General features: G+C 43.8%; 18 protein-coding genes and 1 tRNA gene. 18 read left to right on the top strand and 1 reads right to left on the bottom strand.

Annotation, left to right across the window (positions count from 1 at the left end; all coding sequences use genetic code 11):
* Nucleotides 1-491 precede the first annotated feature (491 nt).
* Nucleotides 492-565, bottom strand: a tRNA-Arg gene (locus tag MKY54_RS25035).
* A gap of 279 nt (nt 566-844) precedes the next feature.
* On the opposite strand from MKY54_RS25035, the gene MKY54_RS25030 reads away from it, so the two are divergent.
* The 18 genes from MKY54_RS25030 to MKY54_RS24945 all read left to right on the top strand — a co-directional run bounded on the left by MKY54_RS25030 (nt 845) and on the right by MKY54_RS24945 (nt 23,174).
* Nucleotides 845-1,690, top strand: a complete 846-nt coding sequence (locus MKY54_RS25030) for a hypothetical protein (protein WP_036685042.1) — start codon at nt 845-847, stop codon at nt 1,688-1,690.
* Nucleotides 1,691-1,788: 98 nt separating this feature from the next.
* Nucleotides 1,789-3,123 carry a trigger factor gene (gene tig / locus MKY54_RS25025; RefSeq protein ID WP_076303255.1) on the top strand — a complete coding sequence of 445 codons (1,335 nt, stop codon included), beginning with the start codon at nt 1,789-1,791 and terminating at the stop codon, nt 3,121-3,123.
* A 386-nt stretch (nt 3,124-3,509) separates the two neighbouring features.
* Nucleotides 3,510-4,100 carry an ATP-dependent Clp endopeptidase proteolytic subunit ClpP gene (clpP, locus tag MKY54_RS25020; RefSeq protein ID WP_076129430.1) on the top strand — a complete coding sequence of 197 codons (591 nt, stop codon included), beginning with the start codon at nt 3,510-3,512 and terminating at the stop codon, nt 4,098-4,100.
* 12 nt (nt 4,101-4,112) lie between these two features.
* Nucleotides 4,113-5,369: an ATP-dependent protease ATP-binding subunit ClpX gene (gene clpX / locus MKY54_RS25015; RefSeq protein ID WP_036685052.1), complete on the top strand. Its 1,257-nt coding sequence runs from the start codon at nt 4,113-4,115 to the stop codon at nt 5,367-5,369.
* A 112-nt stretch (nt 5,370-5,481) separates the two neighbouring features.
* Nucleotides 5,482-6,609, top strand: coding sequence for a flavodoxin-dependent (E)-4-hydroxy-3-methylbut-2-enyl-diphosphate synthase (gene ispG, locus MKY54_RS25010; protein WP_339188256.1), 1,128 nt, complete (start codon nt 5,482-5,484; stop codon nt 6,607-6,609).
* 201 nt (nt 6,610-6,810) lie between these two features.
* Complete coding sequence (locus MKY54_RS25005) at nt 6,811-7,482, top strand: BlaI/MecI/CopY family transcriptional regulator (protein WP_339188253.1); 672 nt, start codon at nt 6,811-6,813, stop codon at nt 7,480-7,482.
* Nucleotides 7,483-7,497: 15 nt separating this feature from the next.
* On the top strand, nt 7,498-7,641 hold the full coding sequence (locus tag MKY54_RS25000) for a hypothetical protein (protein ID WP_179086850.1): 144 nt from the start codon (nt 7,498-7,500) through the stop codon (nt 7,639-7,641).
* Nucleotides 7,642-8,574: 933 nt separating this feature from the next.
* The gene (gene lonB / locus MKY54_RS24995; RefSeq protein WP_038573063.1) at nt 8,575-10,284 is read left to right on the top strand and encodes an ATP-dependent protease LonB; all 1,710 of its coding nucleotides are present in this window, start codon (nt 8,575-8,577) and stop codon (nt 10,282-10,284) included.
* Nucleotides 10,285-10,518: 234 nt separating this feature from the next.
* Nucleotides 10,519-12,882: an endopeptidase La gene (gene lon / locus MKY54_RS24990; RefSeq protein WP_076279991.1), complete on the top strand. Its 2,364-nt coding sequence runs from the start codon at nt 10,519-10,521 to the stop codon at nt 12,880-12,882.
* Between the two features lie 12 nt (nt 12,883-12,894).
* Nucleotides 12,895-13,563 (top strand): ribosome biogenesis GTP-binding protein YihA/YsxC, encoded by a 669-nt coding sequence (gene yihA / locus MKY54_RS24985; RefSeq protein ID WP_036685063.1) that lies wholly within the window; start codon nt 12,895-12,897, stop codon nt 13,561-13,563.
* Between the two features lie 104 nt (nt 13,564-13,667).
* The gene (locus MKY54_RS24980) at nt 13,668-14,450 is read left to right on the top strand and encodes a CpsB/CapC family capsule biosynthesis tyrosine phosphatase (protein ID WP_339188250.1); all 783 of its coding nucleotides are present in this window, start codon (nt 13,668-13,670) and stop codon (nt 14,448-14,450) included.
* Between the two features lie 135 nt (nt 14,451-14,585).
* Complete coding sequence (locus MKY54_RS24975) at nt 14,586-16,577, top strand: S-layer homology domain-containing protein (protein WP_076274666.1); 1,992 nt, start codon at nt 14,586-14,588, stop codon at nt 16,575-16,577.
* A 119-nt stretch (nt 16,578-16,696) separates the two neighbouring features.
* On the top strand, nt 16,697-17,476 hold the full coding sequence (locus MKY54_RS24970; protein ID WP_036685072.1) for a Wzz/FepE/Etk N-terminal domain-containing protein: 780 nt from the start codon (nt 16,697-16,699) through the stop codon (nt 17,474-17,476).
* Nucleotides 17,457-18,143 (top strand): CpsD/CapB family tyrosine-protein kinase, encoded by a 687-nt coding sequence (locus tag MKY54_RS24965; RefSeq protein WP_036685074.1) that lies wholly within the window; start codon nt 17,457-17,459, stop codon nt 18,141-18,143. The genes MKY54_RS24970 and MKY54_RS24965 overlap by 20 nt, the downstream gene beginning before the upstream one ends.
* 41 nt (nt 18,144-18,184) lie before the next feature.
* Nucleotides 18,185-20,017: a nucleoside-diphosphate sugar epimerase/dehydratase gene (locus MKY54_RS24960; protein ID WP_339188248.1), complete on the top strand. Its 1,833-nt coding sequence runs from the start codon at nt 18,185-18,187 to the stop codon at nt 20,015-20,017.
* Nucleotides 20,018-20,040: 23 nt separating this feature from the next.
* Entirely contained in the window at nt 20,041-20,703 is a 663-nt protein-coding gene (locus MKY54_RS24955; RefSeq protein WP_076179312.1) for a hypothetical protein, read from the top strand.
* 2 nt (nt 20,704-20,705) lie between these two features.
* Nucleotides 20,706-21,728: a copper amine oxidase N-terminal domain-containing protein gene (locus tag MKY54_RS24950; RefSeq protein ID WP_076179311.1), complete on the top strand. Its 1,023-nt coding sequence runs from the start codon at nt 20,706-20,708 to the stop codon at nt 21,726-21,728.
* 231 nt (nt 21,729-21,959) lie between these two features.
* On the top strand, nt 21,960-23,174 hold the full coding sequence (locus MKY54_RS24945) for a DegT/DnrJ/EryC1/StrS aminotransferase family protein (RefSeq protein ID WP_339188245.1): 1,215 nt from the start codon (nt 21,960-21,962) through the stop codon (nt 23,172-23,174).

Genomic DNA, 23,174 nt, shown 5'->3' with positions numbered 1-23,174 from the left:
TAAAAGGGTACTTTTAGTTGCAGAAAATGCAATTAGATAGCATGTAGCGGCGTTTCTCCGGAAAAGCAGCCGTAATGTTCTAATGCTAAACGGGGGATGACCTGGCAGTGACTCATAAAAACTGATCAACGATTGCTAAGCTTCACATAACCCTGAGCCCCAATGAGTTCTAAGTGTGACCAAGTCCGAGCGAGCATCAAAAGTTAAGCTCCATCGACTCATAGCCCGACGAGGCATGGGTTTTCACTGAATTCTAAGTTTCGAATGCTAAGCTCTATCGGATCCTGAGCTCCGACGAGGCTAAGTTTTCATCAGGCTCTGAGCTTCGAATCCAAGCTCCATGAACCCCTGAGACTCGGCTAATCTAGAGCCTCGAATCTTTAAGCTCAGTCATTCAGCCGTCTATTCGTCCCAGTGACTCCCTGAGCTCCGCCCAACCCCTCCCCTGAACACAGAAACAGCCTTCCCGAAGGAAGGCTGTTTCTATATGACGTCCCGGAAGGGATTCGAACCCCCGACCGTGCGCTTAGAAGGCGCATGCTCTATCCAGCTGAGCTACCGGGACATGGTTGCTGGCAGAAAAGCAAGCAGGAATTATCATATCATATGGGGTGTTTTTTTTCAAGCTGTTTTTTAAAAAGAGTACGGGGTATGCTATAATCTACAATTATTAAGTTTCGGAAGAAGCTTAAGGTATTAATAACTTTTATAATGGTTAGGATTCCATTCACATAAGTAGACATAAGGAGGTGCCCTCATTAAACATTCGGATTCCCCCGCCACCAAAGAGAATATCGTCCTGTTCCCCAAGACACTGGACTATTATCAAATCCAGCTGACGGTGATGCTGGAAAGTGAACGCTACGGGGAAGCGATGGAGCTGCTTCGTTTTTTGCTGCAGTGTCAAGGACAGGAAGAGCGAAATTACGAGGAATGGCGGTCCCTGCTGGAATGGCTCGAAACGGCATTTCCTTACGCGTCCCAGAATGGAGATGCGGAGGGAGCTGTTCACCCCGAAGACGAAGATTTAAGGGAAGAGGATATGGCCCGCTTTTTGGCCAAATCTAAAATGAACGAGGATACGGGGTATCCCAAAAAGCTGCTGCAGCGGGTGATGAACGAGCCTCTGTCTGAGGCGACAATACTTGCACTAGAGCAGCTATCCTATCTGGAAGGTGGCGGCGTTGACGAGGAGCTGACCACTTGGCTACAGGGGGATAATGTTCATCCACTGCTGCAATTTCGGACCTTGCAGACGCTTAAGCGGCGTGGGATGCAGGGAACAGTGAAGCTGATTCGCGGCCATGAAAAGGTACTTGTAGAGATCGAGAGCGTGCCACTGCAGACGGAGGATTTTCCTCCGCAGGTGAGTCATGTGCTGGAGCGGGTAGCCGGGCAGGCTGAGGTGCATGAGCCTACGCTGTATTATTTTGCACAAGAGCTCTGGGGCCAGTTCATCATGTCGATTTATGGGTCGGATGAATATCGGAAATTGCTGGAAGGCGAAGACGTTTTGCTGGATATTTGGGCAGGAGCGTTGCACCAATTTGTTTCTGAGAGTTTAAACGGCTCCCGACAAGAGGAAGAGACACGTGGAATGTATGGCATCACAGACGGCATGCGCTTTCAATTTGAGGGAGCTTATCGTGCTCTCAAGGGTTTTGTAAAGACTTCTCTACTTGATAAATAAAGTAATGTTGTATATAATATAATGGTTATTCTGTGCGTGGATTGTATCATTATTTGAAGTAAACTTGTGAACCTATATTTTGGAGGGAAAAGTATAATATGAAAGCAACATGGGAAAAAATAGAGAAGAACCTTGGAGTTCTTGAAGTAGAAGTAGACGCAGAACGCGTAACAGCAGCACTTGATAAAGCTTTTAACAAAGTCGTTAAAAAAGCTAACGTACCAGGCTTCCGTAAAGGTAAAGTACCTCGGCCGATCTTTGAATCCCGTTTTGGTGTAGAAAGCTTGTACCAAGATGCAATCGACATTCTTCTTCCTGAAGCTTACGGTGAAGCAGTTGAACAAACTGACATCTTCCCTGTAGACCGTCCTGAAGTTGATATTGAGCAATTTGCTAAAGGCCAATCCTTTATCTTCAAAGCGAAGATCACGGTTAAACCTGAAGTGAAGCTCGGCGATTACAAAGGTCTGGAAGTTCCAGTACAAAAAGCTGAAGTGACTGAAGAAGAGTTGAGTGCTGAACTTGCTCGTCTGCAAGAACGTCATGCTGAGCTTGTAGTAGTTGAAGAAGAAGCAGCAGCTAACGGCGACATCGCTGTAATCGATTTTGACGGATATGTTGATGATGTACCGTTTGAAGGCGGAAAAGCTGAACGTCACTCTCTTGAGCTTGGCAGCAACTCCTTCATTCCAGGATTCGAAGAGCAAGTGGTAGGAATGGCTACTGGAGATTTCAAAGATGTTGAAGTTACTTTCCCTGATGAATACCATGCAGAGAACCTTGCGGGTAAAAAAGCAGTATTCAAAGTGAAGCTGCACGAAATCAAACGCAAACAACTTCCTGCATTGGATGATGAGTTCGCTAAAGATGTAAGTGAATTCGAAACTTTGGATGAGTACAAAGCAGATTTGAAGGCTCAGCTCGAATCCCGTAAAGAGGAAGAACTGAAAGGCCTTCGTGAGAATGCAGTTGTTGATAAAGCAGCAGCTAACGCTGAAGTTGAAATCCCTGAAGCTATGATCAACAGTGAAGTTGAGAATATGGTTCGTGACTTCGACACTCGTCTTCGTCAACAAGGCATGAACATGGATATGTTCCTTAGCTTCTCCGGCCAAACTCGTGAAGACTTGCAGAACCAAATGAAAGGCGATGCTGAAAAACGCGTTCGCAACAACCTGGTATTGGAAGTTATCGCAAAACAAGAGAACATTGAAGTTTCCGAAGAAGAAGTTAACGAAGAGTTGGCTACTATGGCTGAAGCTTACAAACGTACTCCAGAAGAAATCCGCAGCATCTTGGCAGCTAACGGTTCACTGGGCAGCTTGAACGAAGAGCTTTCGTTGCGTAAAACCATTGATTTCCTTGTTAGCAATAGTGTAGAAGTTGAAGCAGTAGAAGAAGCACCAGCTGCTGAAGACACTAAAGCTGAGTAGGATATTTTAAAATTATAAGAAGGTATAAGTTTCACTTTATACTTTATTCTTATAATTCTCGCATAAACGCTTACCGTCCTTAAAAGGACGCCGAAGGCGTTTTAGCTTGACACTACCTAGAACGGCCAAGTTACACGGCCTCCATACAGATATGATAAGGCACGTAAGTTTCGTTACGTGCCTTATTTTTATCCTCGGCCGCAAATATATGTGACTACATAGGTATCCGTATGAACGTATGGCAATAAGGTAATAGGGGCGGTAACGTCACAATTCACAAGCAGCGGACTGTCCACTGTAGTGAAAAAATGACATCGCGCCGTGAACGTGTTAAAATATTTCTGAAACGATAAGACTAATCTGTACAGAGAAAAGAGGTTGGTGGCATGAGTCTGGTACCAATGGTTGTGGAATCAACAAGTCGTGGAGAACGTTCGTACGATATCTATTCCAGATTGCTCAAGGATCGCATCATTTTCTTAAGCAGTGCGATTGACGATGATGTCGCCAATCTGGTTATTGCTCAATTGCTGTTTTTGGCAGCAGATGATCCCGAGAAGGACATTCACTTGTACCTCAACTCACCCGGTGGTTCAGTAACAGCCGGCATGGGTATATACGATACGATGCAATATATCAAACCGGATGTTTCAACCATTTGTGTAGGGATGGCAGCAAGCATGGGATCGCTCCTTCTAACAGCTGGGGCGCCGGGCAAAAGATATGCGCTGACCAACAGCGAAGTTATGATTCATCAACCGCTCGGCGGTGTTCAAGGTCAAGCGTCTGATATTTGGATTCACACTGACTGGATCCTCAAGACGAGACAGAAGCTGAATCAAATTTATGTAGATCGCACAGGTCAGCCCCTTGAAAAAATCGAACGGGACACAGACCGCGATAACTTCATGAGCGCGGAAGAAGCCAAGGAATATGGGCTTATTGACCAGGTTCTTTCTTCACCGATGAAATCTTAAAGGGGTGGTTAGATGTTTAAATTTAATGATGAAAAAGGGCAATTGAAATGTTCTTTTTGCGGTAAATCACAAGAGCAGGTTCGTAAGCTTGTAGCAGGACCGGGCGTTTATATATGTGACGAATGTATCGAGCTTTGCACGGAAATTGTGGAAGAAGAGCTCGGTCATGAGGAAGAGCTTGATCTGAAGGATATTCCAAAACCAAAGGAAATTCGTGATATTTTGGATCAATATGTAATCGGTCAAGAGCAAGCGAAGAAATCTCTTTCTGTAGCGGTTTATAACCACTACAAGCGCGTGAACAGCCAAAGCAAGATCGAAGATGTTGAGCTGACTAAGAGTAATATCCTTTTGCTCGGTCCAACAGGTTCTGGTAAAACCTTGTTAGCACAAACGATGGCGAAGATTATCAACGTTCCTTTTGCTATTGCAGACGCTACTTCCTTAACGGAAGCTGGTTATGTTGGCGAGGATGTTGAGAACATTCTGCTCAAACTCATTCAAGCTGCAGATTACGATGTGGAGAAAGCCGAACGCGGCATTATCTATATTGATGAAATTGATAAAGTAGCACGTAAATCCGAGAATCCGTCCATTACTCGTGACGTTTCCGGCGAAGGTGTGCAGCAAGCGCTTCTGAAGATTCTGGAAGGAACTGTTGCTTCTGTGCCTCCGCAGGGCGGACGTAAGCATCCTCACCAGGAGTTTATTCAGATCGACACGACGAACATCCTGTTCATCGTTGGCGGTGCCTTTGACGGTCTGGAGCAAATGATTAAACGCCGTATCGGTAAAAAAATCATTGGCTTCAACGCAGCAGTTGAAGGACAAAAGGATCTTAAGCCTGGCGAATATTTGTCGATGGTATTGCCTGAAGATTTGCTCAAATTCGGTCTTATTCCTGAATTTGTAGGCCGTCTGCCAGTCATCTCGACTTTGGAGCCGCTTGATGAGAATACGCTTGTACGTATCCTTTCCGAGCCTAAAAATGCACTCACTAAACAATATATCAAGCTGCTGGAAATGGACAACGTAGCGTTGAAGTTCGAACCATTGGCACTCGAAGCAATTGCCAAGGAAGCGATCAAACGTAATACGGGAGCCCGTGGACTGCGCGCGATTATTGAGAGCATCATGCTCGATGTGATGTATGAAGTTCCTTCACGCGATGATATTAAGGATTGTGTGATCACGGAACAGGTCGTTCAGGAGAAAGCTTTGCCTGAGCTCAACCTTAAGAAAGACAAGAAGAAAGAGGAAAGCGCGTAAGCCGCTTTTCCTTAACAATACATGTCACAGTCTCCACCTTTCTTCCGCTTATCCCGCTTCACATTAGCGGGAGCGAAGGGGTGGAGCTTTGGCGTTATGGGGGAGAAAAATCATGTTCTTGAGACACCAAACCCGTCCTGTCAATGTTGGCGGGCTCATTATTGGGGGAAACAACGAGGTTGCGATTCAAAGCATGTGTACAACCAAAACCGCTGATGTGGAGGCTACTGTAGCTGAAATATTGCGGCTTGAGGAAGCAGGCTGCCAGCTAGTACGCGTAACTGTCAACAATGAAGAGGCGGCTGCCGCAATCAAGGAGATCAAGAAACAGATTCATATCCCACTCGTAGCGGATATTCATTTCAACTATAAGCTAGCGTTGATGGCTATCGAGAACGGCATCGATAAAGTACGGATTAATCCGGGGAACATTGGTCGTCGCGAAAAGGTAGAAGCGGTAGTTAAAGCATGTAAAGAAAAAGGAATTCCGATTCGGATTGGTGTAAACGCTGGTTCTTTGGAGAATCACCTTTTGGAGAAATACGGATATCCAACCCCAGAAGCCATGGTAGAAAGTGCGTTATACCATATTGGGATTCTGGAGGAACTGGATTTCCACGACATTATCGTTTCTCTAAAAGCATCCGATGTGCCAATGGCCATCGAAGCTTACCGTCAGGCTGCGGAAGTTATCCCTTATCCACTGCACTTGGGGATTACAGAATCTGGCACATTGTTTGCTGGTACAGTGAAGAGCTCCGCAGGTATTGGTGCACTGCTCTCTATGGGCATCGGCAGCACACTGCGTATCTCGCTTAGTGCCGATCCGGTTGAAGAGATTAAGGTGGCGCGTGAGCTGCTGAAGACGTTTGGTCTGATCTCTAACGCGGCGACGCTGATCTCTTGTCCGACTTGCGGACGACTGGATATCGATCTTTTCTCCATCGCTAATGAGGTGGAAGAATACATTTCGAAGCTTAAGGTGCCTATTAAAGTTTCCGTCCTTGGCTGTGCTGTTAACGGTCCTGGTGAAGCACGTGAAGCAGATATCGGTATTGCTGGCGCTCGTGGGGAAGGTTTGCTTTTCCGTTACGGCCAAATGATCCGTAAAGTGCCTGAAGCAGAACTCGTGAACGAGCTGAAAAAGGAAATTGATGCGATCGTGGTGGCTTACGAGGCAACGGGCGAAATCCCAGGCCGCGCCCACGCTAACCTTGCACCTCCGGTGCAATCGAAGTAACTTGGTCTGAATGGTATTTATAAGAATTTTCAATCTCATAATATTATAAACACTTCTTAGCATCGTATAGTAATTTTGGGCGACGTTAGGTAAGTAGTGATCTAAGTGGCGAAGAACGTCCTGTGCAGTTCCGGTATATCCGGGGCTCATGGGGCGTTTTTTTTGCGTTTATTTCCATTTTGGAGGAAGGGATGAGTAAACATGAACTATGAACAAGCCCATGAAAAATTTATTGCGCAGCATCTTGCAAGCAGAACGGGCGAACGTCGGGGGAGGCTGGAGAGAGGGCATGGCCACGCCGAGAAATTATTTTTGCAGAATGTCTGGTGGCCGCTTTGTGGTGATTTCAATAATCTTCATCCGGAGTATGAGGTGCTGGATTTACAAAGACGAGCTTATTTTGCTGATTTTGCTTTTTTGCCGGGGCCGATCAAGCTTTTGTTTGAGATCAAAGGGTATGCAGCTCATGTAAGAGACATGGATAGGCTGAAGTATTGTAATGAGCTAAATCGTGAAACTTTTCTGTACGGAATGGGTTATCAAGTAATTTCATTTGCCTATGATGATGTTGAACAGCGCCCTGAGTTATGTGTTACACTGCTGCGTTTGGCGCTAAGCCGCTACCAAATTGTAGATGCACCGCGTGGCAGACTGCTAATCGCTGAGAAGGAAATCATGCGTTTAGTGGTGCGTCAAGCTGGGGTGATACGCCCTAAAGAAGTCGCTGATTATTTCACGCTAGATCCCAAAACAGTACGCATGATGCTAAAGAATCTCTGTGAAAAAGGCTGGCTTACTCCTGTGAAGAGGGGAATCGGCGTCAAAAATGTTGAGTATAAGCTGGCTCGTGATGTTCTTTATTACTGGGATTGATATTTGTAAAGGCTGGTGGCTGATGGAGCAGGTGTAGCAGAAGTGTTTGATGGGGCTGATCATATAGGCGTAACAATGTTGGCCATGGCTTTTGCTGAAGGTGGAAATTTGAAAAGAAGGTATGTGAAGGAGCTTGATGTGAAGTCCGTTATGAAGTAAAACGCAACAATTAGGGAAATTCTCCCTGAAATAAGCCGATTATGGCTCAAAATCAAGCTTATTAGGGAAAAACTCCCTAATAAAAGGAGCATTTCTCCCATTTATGTGTGATTCGTCCAATAATCAGGGAGGATTTCCCTAATTGGCAGCTTTGAGGTCGTGAATCAATGATAAATAGGGAGGATTTCCCTAATTATTTGGCAGGGTACCAATGATACTTAGATTTTTGTACTAAATAGGATGTTTCTACGGGCATAGGAGATACAAACGGATATGTTCAGCAAATTAAGTTAACTCTGCATCTTAGAGGTAAACTGACGTAACTTCTAGAAGTAACCCACCGTCCCTAGCTAACTCAACTTCTAAAAGTAGCTCACCGTGCCCAGCTGACTTAGCCTCTAGAAGTAACCCACCGTCCCCAGCTAACTCAGCTTCTAGAAGTAGCTCACCATCCCCAGTTAACTCAGCTTTTAGAAGTAACCCAATGCGTCCAGCTGACTCAGCTTCTAAAAGTACCTCCTCGAACTCAACAAACTAAACGTCTACAGGAAACTCCCGACGCCCTTACCCTTAGCGGTACGCACAACTAGGTTCCTTACCCCCACGTAGCACCGATCACGATCCTCAGTTACTAAGTATGACGATTCCCCTTAACACCACAGTTACTCAAATTCCCTTTCCACTAATCTCTCCCTCATTTCTCCGCATTCCTTCCTCTCCAACCTCCTCAACAATCTCCTTTTTAAAATTTACCTAAGCTACATTCGTACTCCCCATACTCATTAATGCCCTTATAGTTAATTATCAGAGTCTATCCTACTGCAACAATTCAACAAATCCTCAAATTCGCGTTTACTAATTACCGAAACGGCTATACTACCTAATAGTAGCCAAGGGTGGAAAGGTAGACTGAACGAAACAGGAGGATGACCTATGGAATTAAGTATAGTTGTGATGATCGTGCAGCTCTTTTTCGCGCTGGTTATCGGCGTATACTTTTGGAATCTGCTGCGGGGTCAGAAGACAAATAAGACAGCAGTAGAACGAGAGTCGCGCAAGGAACTGGACAAGTTACGGAAAATGCGGATGATTACATTAACTAAACCATTGTCGGAGAAAACACGTCCGGCTTCTATTGGAGATATTGTCGGGCAAAAAGATGGGCTGCGCGCCCTGAAAGCCGCACTTTGCAGCGCTAATCCGCAGCATGTGATTATTTATGGTCCGCCGGGAGTGGGCAAGACTGCGGCAGCGCGTGTTGTCATGGAAGAGGCGAAAAAGAATGTGCTTTCTCCTTTTAAAAGTGACGCCAAATTCACAGAGATTGACGCCACTACCGCTCGTTTTGATGAGCGTGGTATTGCTGACCCGTTGATCGGCTCTGTGCATGATCCTATTTATCAAGGTGCAGGGGCCATGGGTGTGGCGGGTGTGCCACAGCCGAAACCGGGCGCGGTGACTAAGGCGCATGGCGGGATTCTTTTTCTGGATGAGATAGGAGAGCTTCACCCTATTCAGATGAATAAGCTGCTTAAAGTGCTTGAGGACCGGAAGGTCCTGCTAGAGAGCGCTTATTATAATTCGGAGGATAATAATACTCCGGCTTATATTCATGATATTTTTCAAAATGGATTGCCTGCCGATTTCCGTCTAGTTGGCGCTACTACGCGCTCTCCGGATGAGATTTCACCTGCGCTGCGATCGCGCTGCATGGAGATTTATTTCCGCCCGCTGCTGCCGGATGAGATTGCCGTGATCGCGCGTGACGCGATACAGAAAATTGGGCTTAAACCAAGTCCGGAAGCAGTCACTGTGGTGCAACAGTATGCAACCAACGGCCGGGAGGCAGTTAATATGATTCAGTTGGCTGCCGGATTAGCTTTAACTGAGCAGAGAGATACACTAAATGCTGCTGATGTGGAATGGGTGGCAGGCAGCAGCCAGCTTCCGCTGCGTACGGAACGCAAGATTCCTTCGGCACCGCAGATTGGATTAGTCAATGGTCTTGCTGTGTATGGACCGGGGATGGGGACTCTGCTCGAAATCGAAGTTTCCGCAGCGCCTGCTGTGAACGGCCAAGGCAGATTGAACGTGACAGGTGTGGTGGATGAAGAAGAGATCGGTGGAGGCTCCCGCACGATTCGGCGAAAAAGTATGGCAAAGGGCTCAGTTGAGAATGTATTGACCGTACTGCGTACGATGAATCTGGAGCCCGATCGTTATGATCTACATGTGAATTTCCCAGGGGGTACACCGATTGACGGACCTTCTGCTGGAGTAGCGATGGCAGTAGCAATTGTCTCCGCTATTCGTGGACTTCCCGTGGATAACACGGTAGCGATCACAGGTGAGATAGGCATCCATGGTCGAGTTAAGCCAGTGGGCGGTGTAATTGCCAAAGTAGAAGCTGCTTTTCAAGCTGGTGCCACTACAGTGCTTATTCCAAAAGAAAACTGGCAGTCTCTCTTCGCTGACCTCGCGCCATTACGCGTTATTCCAATGGAAACAGTAGAAGAGGTGTTCCGTCACCTGTTCGGTGCCGATACAGCTGATGTAAGGTTGCCTGCAGTTGCTGGAGAGCTGTTCTCCGCTGCACCTTCACTCCTAAAGGCCGATGCCGCTGGTGAATCTGCAAAGGGTTAAACTAAATTGATCCCTAATTCGAAGAATAAGGTGAGATTTGTCGCTGTAAAATAAAGGAGGCTGCAGGCATTTCTGCTGCTTCCTTTTTAAATGCTACAAGAAACGTTGTCTCTATTTATGGAAAAGCAAGTCGGTTCTTCTTGAAATCTAAGGACTCTGTTGGTGTTTTGGGGCTGCTTTTGTTAGAATGAATGCATATGAGATTAATTGAGAGCCATGGGAGGTGCGAAAGCGATGATGACAAATAAAACAAAAGGTCGTCGTTTTCCTTTATTGCCGCTAAGAGGGCTTCTTGTGTACCCAAGCATGGTTCTTCACTTGGATGTGGGCCGTGAGAAGTCAGTTCGGGCGCTAGAGAAAGCTATGGTTGAAGATAATTTGATTCTTCTTTGTTCCCAGTCGGAAGTGAATATTGAAGAGCCAGGTCAGGACGATATTTTTCGGGTCGGTACTGTCGCCAATGTGCGGCAAATGCTGAAGCTTCCAAACGGTACGATACGTGTACTGGTTGAAGGTGTAGAACGGGCCGAAATTATTAATTATATCGATAATGATGAGTACTATGAGGTTATGGCGCGTGAGCTGCCGGAAGAAGAAGATAGCGATCAAGAATGTGACGCGCTGATGCGTACAGTACTCAATCAGTTCGAACACTATATTACGTTATCCAAAAAAGTGACCCCAGAGACCCTCGCTGCTGTATCCGATATAGAAGAGCCTGGTCGACTTGCGGATGTCATTACGAGTCATTTATCGCTAAAAATTAAGGATAAGCAAGAAATTCTCGAGACGATTGATGTTAGTAAACGGCTGGAGAAGCTTCTTGATATTCTTAATAATGAGCGTGAAGTGCTGGAGCTTGAACGTAAGATCAATCAACGTGTCAAAAAGCAGATGGAAAAGACGCAGAAGGAATATTATTTGCGTGAGCAAATGAAAGCGATCCAGAAAGAACTCGGCGAGAAGGAAGGCCGGGTAGGAGAAGCGGAAGAGCTGCGGACGCTAATGGAAGAGAAAAATGTTCCGGAACGCGTGAAAGAAAAGATGGAGAAAGAAATCGACCGGCTGGAAAAAATGCCAGTCAGCTCTGCGGAAGGCGGCGTTATTCGCAACTATGTAGATTGGCTGCTCAGTCTCCCTTGGAGTGAACAGACAGAGGATGATCTTGACATCAAAAAGGCCGAGCAGGTACTTGATGAGGATCACTACGGTTTGGAAAAACCGAAGGAACGGGTATTGGAATATTTGGCCGTTCAGCAGTTGGTTAAGAAGCTTAAGGGTCCGATTTTATGTCTTGTAGGTCCTCCAGGGGTGGGGAAAACCTCACTGGCTCGTTCCATCGCCCGTTCGCTCAATCGCAAGTTCGTCCGTATCTCGTTAGGTGGTGTACGTGATGAGGCGGAGATTCGAGGTCATCGCCGGACTTATGTAGGTGCGATGCCGGGTCGGATTATCCAAGGCATGAAGACGGCGGGTACGATTAATCCGGTTATCCTATTGGATGAAATCGATAAGATGGCTGCGGATTTCCGTGGAGATCCATCTTCAGCGCTGCTTGAGGTGTTGGATCCAGAACAAAACAACACGTTTAGTGATCATTTTGTAGAGCTGCCGTTCGACTTGTCGAACGTAATGTTTGTAACAACAGCGAACGTAGTGCATAATATTCCGCGTCCTTTGCTGGATCGGATGGAAATGCTGTTCATTCCAGGTTATACGGAACTGGAGAAACTGCAAATCGGCAGCCGTTATCTATTGCCTAAGCAGAAGAAAAACCACGGTCTTGCAGAAGATCAACTGATTATCGAAGACGATAGCTTATTACGCATTGTCCGCGAATATACCCGTGAATCCGGTGTTCGTAATTTGGAACAGCAGATTGCAGCATTATGCCGCAAAGCTGCGAAACAAATCGTGTCTGAGGAAAAAGAGAAAGTGGTCATTCTTCCTGACGACATCAAGGATTATCTTGGGGCTTCTAAATATCGTTACGGTATGGCCGAGCTTGAAGATCAGATCGGTACGGTCACTGGGCTGGCTTGGACTGAGGTTGGCGGCGATACATTGCTGATCGAAGTTACGGTTGTGCAGGGAACAGGTAAACTAACCCTCACCGGACAGCTTGGCGATGTAATGAAGGAGTCGGCACAGGCCGCATTCAGCTATACTCGTTCGAAGGCGGAGGAGCTGGGGCTCCAGCCCGATTTTTATGAGAAGATTGATATTCATATCCATATTCCGGAAGGTGCAATTCCGAAGGACGGTCCGTCTGCAGGGATTACGATTGCAACCGCATTGATCTCCGCGCTCACGAAACGTTATGTTTCGAAGGATGTGGCGATGACAGGGGAAATCACCTTGCGGGGACGTGTACTGCCCATTGGTGGATTGAAAGAGAAATCTCTTGCTGCTCACCGAGCTGGATATAAAAAGATCCTTCTTCCCAAAGACAATGAACGGGATTTGAAAGATATTCCTGAGAGTGTACGTAATGATGTTGAGTTCGTACCGGTATCTAATATGGATCAGGTCTTGCATCATGCGTTAGTTGAGCATCATAATGAAATTAGCAGTGAGCCACCGAGTAGTGTGCATTAGAAAGGAAGTCCTATGAAAGTTAATATTGCCGAATTTATTATCAGTGCCGTTGGCCCTGATCAGTACCCTGATGATTCCTTGCCAGAGGTTGCTCTGGCAGGGCGTTCCAATGTGGGGAAGTCTTCCCTCATTAACCGAATGATTAACCGTAAGAATCTGGCTCGGACAAGCTCCACGCCTGGTAAGACACAACACATGAACTATTACCGTATCAATGAAGACAGCATGTATTTTGTTGACTTTCCAGGTTACGGGTATGCCAAGGTTTCCAAGACGCAACGCGCGGTATGGGGTAAAATGGTTGAAAAATACCTCTCTGAGCGCGATACGTTGAAGCTTGTTCTGCTTATTGTGGACCTGCGGCATTCGCCTACCAGCAATGATAAGATGATGTTCGACTGGTTGAAGCATTATGATCTGCCTATGTGCGTTGTAGCGACCAAAGCGGATAAAATTCCGAAGACACGCTGGCAAAAGCATATCAAGACCATGAAGCAGGAGCTGGGCGTGCTGCCAGGGGATAATTTTATTCCATTCTCCTCGGAAATTGGTCTCGGCAAAGACGAGCTTTGGGGCTTAATCGATGGGTATATTCGCCCTTCTGAGAATGAATCTCCGGATTCAGAGGATGCTGAAATGATAGCAAATGAATCTCAGCAAGAGGAGTCAACCGAAGCGTAAGATATGAACTCATTTACAATCAAGCAACCATTCCTGGTGGGAATGGTTGTATTTTTTTGTTGATAAAACTAAAATTTCTATGGAAAAGGACCGATAGATAACATATGATAGATATTCATTGCCACATCTTACCCTTTTTGGATGACGGAGCCTCTGATTGGGAAGCTGCTCTTGCCATGGCGCAAGACGCCCACAGAGAAGGGATTACTTCAGTCATCGCCACGCCACATCATGCCAACGGTCAATATATGAATAATGCCCCCAAGATTAAAGAAGCTGTGGAGATGATGAATGAGAGACTTCGTCAGGCTGGTAATCCACTGCTTGTTCTTCCAGGTCAAGAGATCCGTATCTACGGTGAACTTCTGAATGATCTGGAGCGGGGGGAACTGCTGAGTCTTGCAGATTCGCGGTATATTTTACTGGAAATGCCTTCTTCACGAGTACCACGTAACATGGAAGAAATCTGCCACGAGCTGATCATTCAAGGGTTCGTTCCGGTCATCGCTCATCCGGAGCGCAATGCTGAAATAGCTGCTGATCCTTCTAAACTAGAGAGACTGATAGAGCTAGGATCACTTGGGCAGGTAACCGCACAGAGTCTTGCAGGTGTTTTCGGGAATAAGCTACAGAAATTGTCGCTGGAGCTATGCCGTAGAAATGCAGTACATGTGTTGGCCTCTGATGCACATGACAGTGTTCATCGTCCTTTTGGATTAAACGCTGCTTATGTGGTTATGGAGAAAGAATTAGGCCCTGAGATGCGTGACTATGTTCGCGGCAATGCTCAGCAAATTATGACCAATGGCGAGGTTATTCATGGAAAATACGTACAAACAAGGGGAAACCGACAAAAATTGTTTGGATTTTTTTTCCGAAAGGGCTGACTAATCTACCTAATAGTGGTAGAATGGGTTTTATTGGGTGATTTAATGCTATACGTAATAGCGTAGCATTTGGGCGAATTGTTCTAGGTCTATGGTAGTACAGTATTTTAATACATAAGAAGAGGTGGATATTTAGTGACTTTGAAAAAGAAACTAGTAGTATCAACATTAGCAGCAAGTATGGTAGCAGCATCCGTAGCGGGTCTTCCGTTGGGAAGCCTTGGAGCAGTAGGCACAGCATCTGCGGCTACAGTTAGTAGCAGTACAGCAGTTAAGGATAAGGTTCTTGCTGTTTACAAACAATTATCCGCAACAGATGCAGTTTATCTCTACAATTTGAAGACTGAGGTTGCAGCACTGAGTGAGGCAGAATTCGTAGAAATTTTTGCTCCAATTCTGAAAAATATTACACTGGATGAAGCGGAAACAAAAACATCACTTAAATTGTTCCAAAGTGTTACTAGTGTAGTCTATGATGTGTATGAAAATGACTTCTCCGGAATTCAAGTGATCCGTAACGACGACAAAAACATTGCTTTGCTGAGCAAAATTGCAAATAAAGCGGGTGTGTCTGGACTTACTGTTGATAGTGTTGCTGAATTCTTGAGCAGTATTGAAACAGAACTTCGTGATCTGGTAAGCAGCAAGTCAACTTCAGATTTGTTGGCAATTCTCACATCCGAATCCGGTTACGATACTTTGTTGGATGAAGCTATTGCAAAAGTATTGAGCCATACAACAGGAACAGGAGCACTCACAGTAAGTCAAGCGTTGGACAAGCTTGGAGTTACTGCTAGTGATGTGAAAGAAACACTGAAAAACCTGAACAATAATATTAAATCCGCAAAACCTGCGGCGAAATCACTTGCATTTGCTTATATTAAAGCCTACGGATTAGGCGATAATGGCAACGGTAATGGCAACGGCAACGGTAATGGTAGTAGTGGAAGCGGAAATGGAAGTGTTACAACGCCTGTAGCTCCTGTTCAAACTCCAGGAATCTATGACGTATCTAAGCTCGTAAGCATTGTTGACGGTAAAGCAACCTTGAAATTGGTTGATGCTGATGTAATTAAAGAATTTGATAAGCTGGTTGCAGCGAACCCTGGTAAAACTGGTCTTACTTTGACCCTGAATCTGGGAACAGTAAACGCTACTACAGTTGAAGTTCCACTTTCCCAAGCCATTATTGAAGCTGCAAAAGCTAAAGGTATTGCGAATATCGCCGTTACTTTCAACGGTGTAACTGTAACGATTCCTGTAAGCCAATTCAACACAGCGATTTCTTTGACAGTAACTACAGCTAAACCAGAAGTTGTAACTTCCGTTACCAAGCTGAAATTGGCTTCGGATGTGTATGAATTCACACTTAGTGTGAACGGTGTGGCACAAAGCACATTTAAACAACCAATTACTATCAAATTGCCACTTAAGAATACTGATGGTCTTGATAAAGAATTGCTTTCCGTTGGTAAGCTTGTATACGGCGACCTGCAATTCCAAGGTGGAGTTCTTGATGGAGATTTCATCGTAGAACCACGTGATACATTCTCTTCTTACGCAGTACTTGAGAATAAAGTCTCCTTTAATGATATTGCTGCTGTACAAGCATGGGCTGGTAGACAAATTCAAGTCGTAGCTGCTAAAGGTGCGATTGAAGGAGTCGGAGCAGGTAAATTTGCACCGAAGAACAACGTAACTCGTGCTGAGTTCTCCAAAATGTTGATTCGTGCGCTTAACCTGGAAAACAACTCTGCTGTACAAAGCTTTAGCGATGTAAGTTCAACTGCTTGGTATGCACCATATGTAGCAGTTGCAGCAGAAAAAGGGATTATCACTGGACGCAGTGCGGCCAAATTTGATCCTAATGCAACTATTACACGTGCAGAAATGGCAACAATGATCTCCCGTGCGTTGAAATCTATCAATCCTGATGCAAAAACCGATTCTACTGCAATCAGTAAATTCTCTGATGCTGCTAAGATCAGCGCATCCCTAAGAGATGGCGTAGCGTTTGCAGCAAGCCACAACCTGGTTATCGGAAATGCTGGCAAGTTCAACCCGAACGATACAGCTACCCGTGCTGAAGCAGCAGTAATTATCTACCGTACTATTAACTTCAAGTAAATAAAACTTATAGTATACAGCCTCCTCTCATGTAGGTGAGAGGAGGCGATTTTTTTGCAAATAGGGAAGATTTGAACAGGCATCGAAATATTTCAGAAATAGCTTGGGGGTAATTTCACTTGTCATCACAAGAATTGGATCTTCGCGATTATTTTCAGATCGTCAGGAAGAGACTATGGCTCATTTTCAGCATAGTTGTATTGGTGTGCGGTATTGCTGGTGTATATAGTCTGTATATTAAAAACCCGGTATATGAGGCATCCACGAAGATTATCGTTAACCAAACACCGACGCAGTCAGCGGTGGGGCAGCTTGATTTAAACCAGATTAATACCAATATTCAATTAATTAATACGTATAAGGAAATTATTAAGACTCCGGCCATCCTTGATATTGTTACAAAGGATTATCCGCAATTCAATATTACTGCGGAAGAGCTATTAAAAAAGGTTAATGTGAGTTCCGTAAATAATACGCAGGTGATGACACTTGTCGTTCGAGATAATTCTTATCAGCGGGCTGCTGAAATCGTGAATGCCATTTCACTTGTGTTCAAGGAAGAAATTCCAAGTCTATTTAATGTGGAAAATGTATCGATTCTGAATGAAGCTAAAGTGAATCCAACTGTTGAGCCACGGCCGGTAGAACCGAATGTTTTACTGAACATGGCTATTGCTTTTATCGTCTCTTTGATGATTGGATTAGGGATTGCCTTCCTGCTGGAATATATGGATGACACCCTGAAGACAGAAGCTGATATTGAGAAGTATCTTGGTTTGCCTACCATAGCCATGATTACAAGATTGGGTCAAGATGAAAGCAAGCAAGGTGCCGCACAAACTCAGAAACAATCATCCAGAAAGGCGGGGGACCTCGAACATGTCACAGCTTCCAAATAAACAACGCCATCTGATCACCGTTACGAACCCACGCTCTCCTGTCTCTGAAGCGTTTCGCGCATTGCGCACGAATATTGATTTTTCTTCTGTAGATCAGACTATTCAAGTGATTATGGTCACTTCATCCGGACCGGAAGAAGGTAAATCGACGGTATCTGCTAACCTGGCGGCAGCTTACGCACAAGCAGATAAAAGAGTATTGTTGATTGACGCCGATTTGCGGAAGCCAACGGCACATAAGACTTTTACACTAAGTAACCGTTTTGGTTTATCCTCCCTACTGTCTCAGCAGGCAGTTCTTGAGGACACTGTCCAAGATTCCGGTGTTAATAATCTTTCAATCATGACCTCTGGACCAATCCCGCCCAACCCGGCGGAAATGATGGCATCTAATCGGATGAGCACTCTTTTACAGGATTTGCGTCAGCGGTATGATGTCATTCTTATTGATACTCCACCACTATTAGCGGTTACGGATGCACAAATTGTGGCCTCGAAGAGTGATGGCGTTATTATGGTTGTCAGCTATGGTAAGGTAAAACGCGATATCGCAGTAAAAGCTAAAGCTAATCTAGATCGTGTAGGTGCAAAAATGCTCGGCGTTGTTCTCAATAATGTAAAACGTAAAGCTAGTGAAGGGTACTATTACTACTACTATGGAAATTGATTTATTCATAATTAAAAATGTTATTTTTGGAGGCACTGAAAATGACAGCGAAATCTAGAGTGATTCTTTTATTCTTCATTGATCTTGCGATCATTTGGTTCAGTATTGTGACATCTTATTTGTTTCGGTACCCTAACCATGCTCTTCAGGAATATGTTGTACAGATGCTGCAATTTGGTTTGATTGCAACATTTGCATTTGGTGGAAGCCTGATATACTTCGGTCTTTACCGAAGAATGTGGCAATATGCCAGTATCGGTGAAATTATATCGGTTTCTAAAGCTATTGTAGTAGGGTCTTTATTTTCATTTGCACTGGCGTATCTAATTTTGCCGGATAGAGTACCTCTTGCCATAGAAGTTCGGTCCATGGAGACTATTCTTTTATTAGTAGGTGGAGTTCGATTTGTATGGAGAGTACTTCATAATGACCGAATCAATTACAAAGACACTAAGACCCATACACTAATTGTAGGTGCTGGTGATTGTGGGTTATTAATTGCTCGGGAAATGATGGGACCCTCTTTTGCACATACCAAATTAGTCGGTTTCATTGATGATAATGCGAATAAATACCATATGTATATATTGGGTGTTCCTGTATTAGGTAATCGATATGCTATCCCAGCTATTGTGAAAGAAAGAGAAATTCATGAGATTATTATTGCCATGCCCTCTGTTTCACGTACTGAGATTTCTGAGATTATTAATCTTGCCAAAAAGACTGGAGCTAAGCTGAAGATAATCCCGGCTCTTAACGATCTGATCGCTGGGAAAATATCAGTTAAGAAACTTCGGGATGTTAGTGTAGAAGATTTATTAGGACGTGAACCGAATGTAGCTGATTTGAACAGTATTTTAGGTTATGTACATCATAAGACGGTGTTAGTTACGGGGGCTGGCGGCTCTATTGGTTCGGAGTTATGCCGGCAGATTGCTCCTTTTGGTCCGGACAAGCTATTGTTACTTGGACACGGTGAGAACAGTATTTACACGATTGAAATGGAACTTCGTAAGAGTTTTCCGGAGTTGAACATTGTAACCGTGATAGCAGATGTGCAGGATCGCAGTCGAATGATGGACATATTCAGTGGCCATAGACCGCATGTAGTCTTTCACGCAGCAGCACATAAACACGTTCCTTTAATGGAGCGGAACCCTTCGGAAGCCATTAAAAATAATGTTTTTGGCACCAAAAATGTTGCGGATTGTGCAGATAAATATGGTGCCGAGAGATTTGTAATGATCTCTTCTGATAAAGCGGTTAACCCAACCAGCGTAATGGGTGCCACTAAACGGATTGCTGAAATGTATGTGCAGAGCCTGCACACCACAAGTCAAACGAAGTTTTCTGCTGTGCGTTTTGGAAATGTTCTTGGCAGTCGTGGTAGTGTAATTCCAGCCTTTAAGCAGCAGATCGCTGCCGGAGGTCCAGTCACTGTGACACATCCAGAAATGGTGCGTTATTTCATGACGATTCCGGAAGCAGTACAGCTTGTCATCCAATCTGGTTCTTTCGCCAAAGGCGGAGAAGTATTCATTCTGGATATGGGAGAGCCGGTTAAGATTCTAACGTTGGCGGAAGACTTAATCACGCTCTCTGGATATGAACCCTATAAGGACATTGATATTCATTTCTCCGGTATTCGTGAGGGTGAGAAGTTATATGAAGAGTTGCTTACAGATGAAGAGAATTTAGGCTCTACCGATCATGGAAGAATCTTTATCGGTAAACCTAATGTCATAAGTCTGAACCAGTTAGAACTGGAATTTAAACGTTTGGAACGTGTTCTCGCTGAGGAACCAGAAGTCATCCGCGAAATAATCAATCAGATTGTACCAATGCAGCCCGTTGCCCAAGTTGCTATTAGCTAACTATTCATAAAGGGGGATATAAAGTGTTCAACAAACGATGGAAAAAGATCCTTTTATGGACGCTGTCAGTTATTGTAGTGCTGGGTGTTGGCGGCTTGTTCGCCGCGAATTACGCTGTCGATAAGCTGATGAATTCAATGGTAGATGGTTTTGATCTGGAGTCTGAGGATAATGTTGGTGATGGTCAAGATCAAGGAACAGTGCGAGAAGATACAGTAACAACTGGTAATGCTGATCCTGTAGAATCTGGTACTCCTAGTACTCCACCTGTAGATGATAATGGAAGTAGTAATCAAAGTAACAGTAAAACTGCTGGAGAAACAACAACCTCTACTACTAGTGAACCGACCAAAGCTCCATCATCTGAACAAAAAGATGGTTATACAGCACAGATCTCTACGGATAAAGCTAAACAAATTCAAGAGACTGTAACGATTAAAGATAAAGCAGATGTAGCTTCAATAGTACTTGGTCAACTTAGTGTATCAGATATAAATCATCTTAAAGATTTGGCAAAGGGTGGCTTAACGCCTAAAGAAAAGCGGGAAGCTCGGAGTATTATCCTAGGTAAAGTATCAGAAGAACAATACAATCAACTTATTCAAATTGCAAAGAAGTATGGAATAAGCCAAGGGAAAACGTATGACCAAGTGATCGTACAAGAAAAAGAAAAGGGAAGTGAATAAGTATGTCTAAAGCAATATTCTCAGTCGTAGCTCTATCATTAGTTGCTTCAATTGGGTTAGCACCATTAACAGCATCCGCACCTATATCTGTATCGGCAGCGGCTGCGGTACCGAGTACAACGACTAAGGCTGCAACTAATACGATTAAAGTGCAAAGTATGAACGTGAATTTGATTTTTGACGGTGTGAGTATTCAACCACCCGCAGGTCAGTATGTATTCATGTACAACAATACAACTTATGTTCCATTACGGTTTATGTCATATGCTTTGCAGAAGAGTGTGGCTTGGGATGCTAAAAATGTTAAAGTTACCGTAGCAGAGCCTAGCAGTTCAGAGCTAGTTGTGATTAAAGAATACCTAATGAATGCAAAGAACGGGAATGGTTCTTCAGCAGCAGCGAAGAATATTGTCCTCAATCAAGTTAAGGCGAGTTATGTATTTAACGGTGCAACCAAGGCTTTGCCTACAGGTCAATCTAGCTTTATACTGAATGGTTCCTTATATGTACCCCTACGTTTTTTATCGGAATCTGTAGGTCATAACATTAGCTGGGATCAGAAGACGAAGACCATTACTGCAGCTTCCAAGGCTTATCAGGAACAAGCCACTAATGGATCGACAAACAATGGTAAGAATCCATCTCCAGTAGCGACACCAGTGCCAACGGATTCAACTGGTGCAATAGGTGGGGGTTCTGCGGGAACTGGAAAGGTTTCATATGAAACTATCACCAGTGACACAGAAGCTAAACTTACGGCGCTTAAAAATCAAAGCCAATCTACATTAATGAGTATTGCGTTTGAATATGTTGGAGCAACAGATGAGGCGAGTAAGAAAAGTATTAAAGCTAAAGGGGTACAACAACTAGCCTCATTCACTGCTAGCTTCAATAGTATAGTTGCTGATGCTGAACAAAAACTGAACAGCAATGGGTACAGTACAGAAATTATTAGTCAATATAAAAGTGAATTTGAATCCCAGCTTCAGTTGGGGAAGGATTTGGCTGCGGGAATGGCGGATTAAGGGATGTTAGATTCAGTTTAGATGGCTACACTCAAATCATTATATGTTAATAATCGAAAAACCATTAGGGTGATTTTACTTATCTTTCATAGCTGTTTAGTATATTCGGTTTTAGTTTGATATCCAATTCTTGTTTTAATTGTATAAAGGGAATAGATATAATCAAAAAAAATATAGTGTTATCTTAACTGAAAACAAGCCTGTGAAGGTTTACAAAGTGAGGCAATCAGAATGCATGGAATACAAGTAAGAAATATCGCTTTTTCACCACCAGATATCTCTGAAGTCGAGATTTCAGAGATAATAGAAACTATAAAATCTGGTTGGATCACTACCGGCCCTAGAACGAAGTTGTTTGAGCTTAAAATTGCTGAATATATTGGTGTGAATAAAGCAGTTTGTCTAAATTCTGCAACAGCTGCAATGGAATTAACACTTCGTATTCTAGGTGTTGGTGCCGGGGATGAAGTTATAACCACAGCCTATACCTATACAGCTACTGCTTCTGTGATAAAACATGTAGGGGCAAAAATTGTATTAGTTGATGTTGCTAAAGACTCCTTTGAAATGGATTATTCAAAACTAGCTGACGCAATTAATGAAAAGACTAAAGTTATAATTTCAGTGGATTTAGCAGGGAAAATGTGTGATTATGATGAGCTTTATAAAGTGGTGGAAAGAAAGCGTGATCTTTTTAAGGCTAACAACGACGTGCAGAAAATCTTTAATAGAGTGATTATTATGGCGGATTCAGCACATGGATTTGGTGCTGAATTTAATGGAAGAAAGAGTGGACAGGTTGCAGATTTCACATGCTTTTCTTTTCATGCTGTGAAGAATCTAACAACTGCTGAAGGGGGGGCAGCTGTTTGGCGTAATGATATTGGTTTAAATGATGAATGGTTATACAACCAATATATGCTGTTCAGTTTGCATGGTCAATCTAAAGATGCCCTCTCTAAGGCTCAAAAGGGTTCATGGGAATATGATATTATATATCCTGGATATAAATGCAATATGACGGATATATTAGCTGCAATTGGATTGGTACAATTGAATAGATATGATAGTTTAATGAGCAGAAGAAGAGAAATTATTGAAATGTATGATAGTGCATTAGCTCCTATGAGATTAGAAAGTTATAAGCATTTTGATGAGAGATTTTTATCAAGTGGTCATTTGTATTTAGTGAGAATACCTGGTATCGGAGAACTTGAAAGAAATCAAATTATAACTAAGATGGCAAATGTGGGAATTGCATGTAATGTCCACTACAAACCATTACCTATGTTTACAGCATATAAAGAATTAGGATTTGATATTAAAAATTATCCTAACGCTTATAAACAATATGAAAATGAAATAACATTGCCCCTTCATACTTTATTGAAAAATGAAGAAGTAGAGTACGTAATAGAACGATTGAAAGAAATTCTAAAAATCTAA

This window comes from Paenibacillus sp. FSL P2-0121, from assembly GCF_037975345.1.
In the GTDB taxonomy this organism is placed as follows: Bacteria; Bacillota; Bacilli; order Paenibacillales; family Paenibacillaceae; genus Paenibacillus_AQ; species Paenibacillus_AQ odorifer.
This window is presented reverse-complemented; position numbering and strand designations above follow the sequence as displayed.

Coding starts and splice junctions, on each gene's coding strand:
- MKY54_RS24945 (WP_339188245.1), top strand. CDS start 21,960: ATGCATGGAATACAAGTAAGAAATATCGCTTTTTCACCACCAGATATC.
- MKY54_RS24965 (WP_036685074.1), top strand. CDS start 17,457: ATGTCACAGCTTCCAAATAAACAACGCCATCTGATCACCGTTACGAAC.
- lon (WP_076279991.1), top strand. CDS start 10,519: ATGATGACAAATAAAACAAAAGGTCGTCGTTTTCCTTTATTGCCGCTA.
- MKY54_RS24980 (WP_339188250.1), top strand. CDS start 13,668: ATGATAGATATTCATTGCCACATCTTACCCTTTTTGGATGACGGAGCC.
- clpP (WP_076129430.1), top strand. CDS start 3,510: ATGAGTCTGGTACCAATGGTTGTGGAATCAACAAGTCGTGGAGAACGT.
- ispG (WP_339188256.1), top strand. CDS start 5,482: ATGTTCTTGAGACACCAAACCCGTCCTGTCAATGTTGGCGGGCTCATT.
- MKY54_RS24960 (WP_339188248.1), top strand. CDS start 18,185: ATGACAGCGAAATCTAGAGTGATTCTTTTATTCTTCATTGATCTTGCG.
- clpX (WP_036685052.1), top strand. CDS start 4,113: ATGTTTAAATTTAATGATGAAAAAGGGCAATTGAAATGTTCTTTTTGC.
- yihA (WP_036685063.1), top strand. CDS start 12,895: ATGAAAGTTAATATTGCCGAATTTATTATCAGTGCCGTTGGCCCTGAT.
- MKY54_RS25005 (WP_339188253.1), top strand. CDS start 6,811: ATGAACTATGAACAAGCCCATGAAAAATTTATTGCGCAGCATCTTGCA.
- MKY54_RS25030 (WP_036685042.1), top strand. CDS start 845: ATGCTGGAAAGTGAACGCTACGGGGAAGCGATGGAGCTGCTTCGTTTT.
- tig (WP_076303255.1), top strand. CDS start 1,789: ATGAAAGCAACATGGGAAAAAATAGAGAAGAACCTTGGAGTTCTTGAA.
- MKY54_RS24950 (WP_076179311.1), top strand. CDS start 20,706: ATGTCTAAAGCAATATTCTCAGTCGTAGCTCTATCATTAGTTGCTTCA.
- lonB (WP_038573063.1), top strand. CDS start 8,575: ATGGAATTAAGTATAGTTGTGATGATCGTGCAGCTCTTTTTCGCGCTG.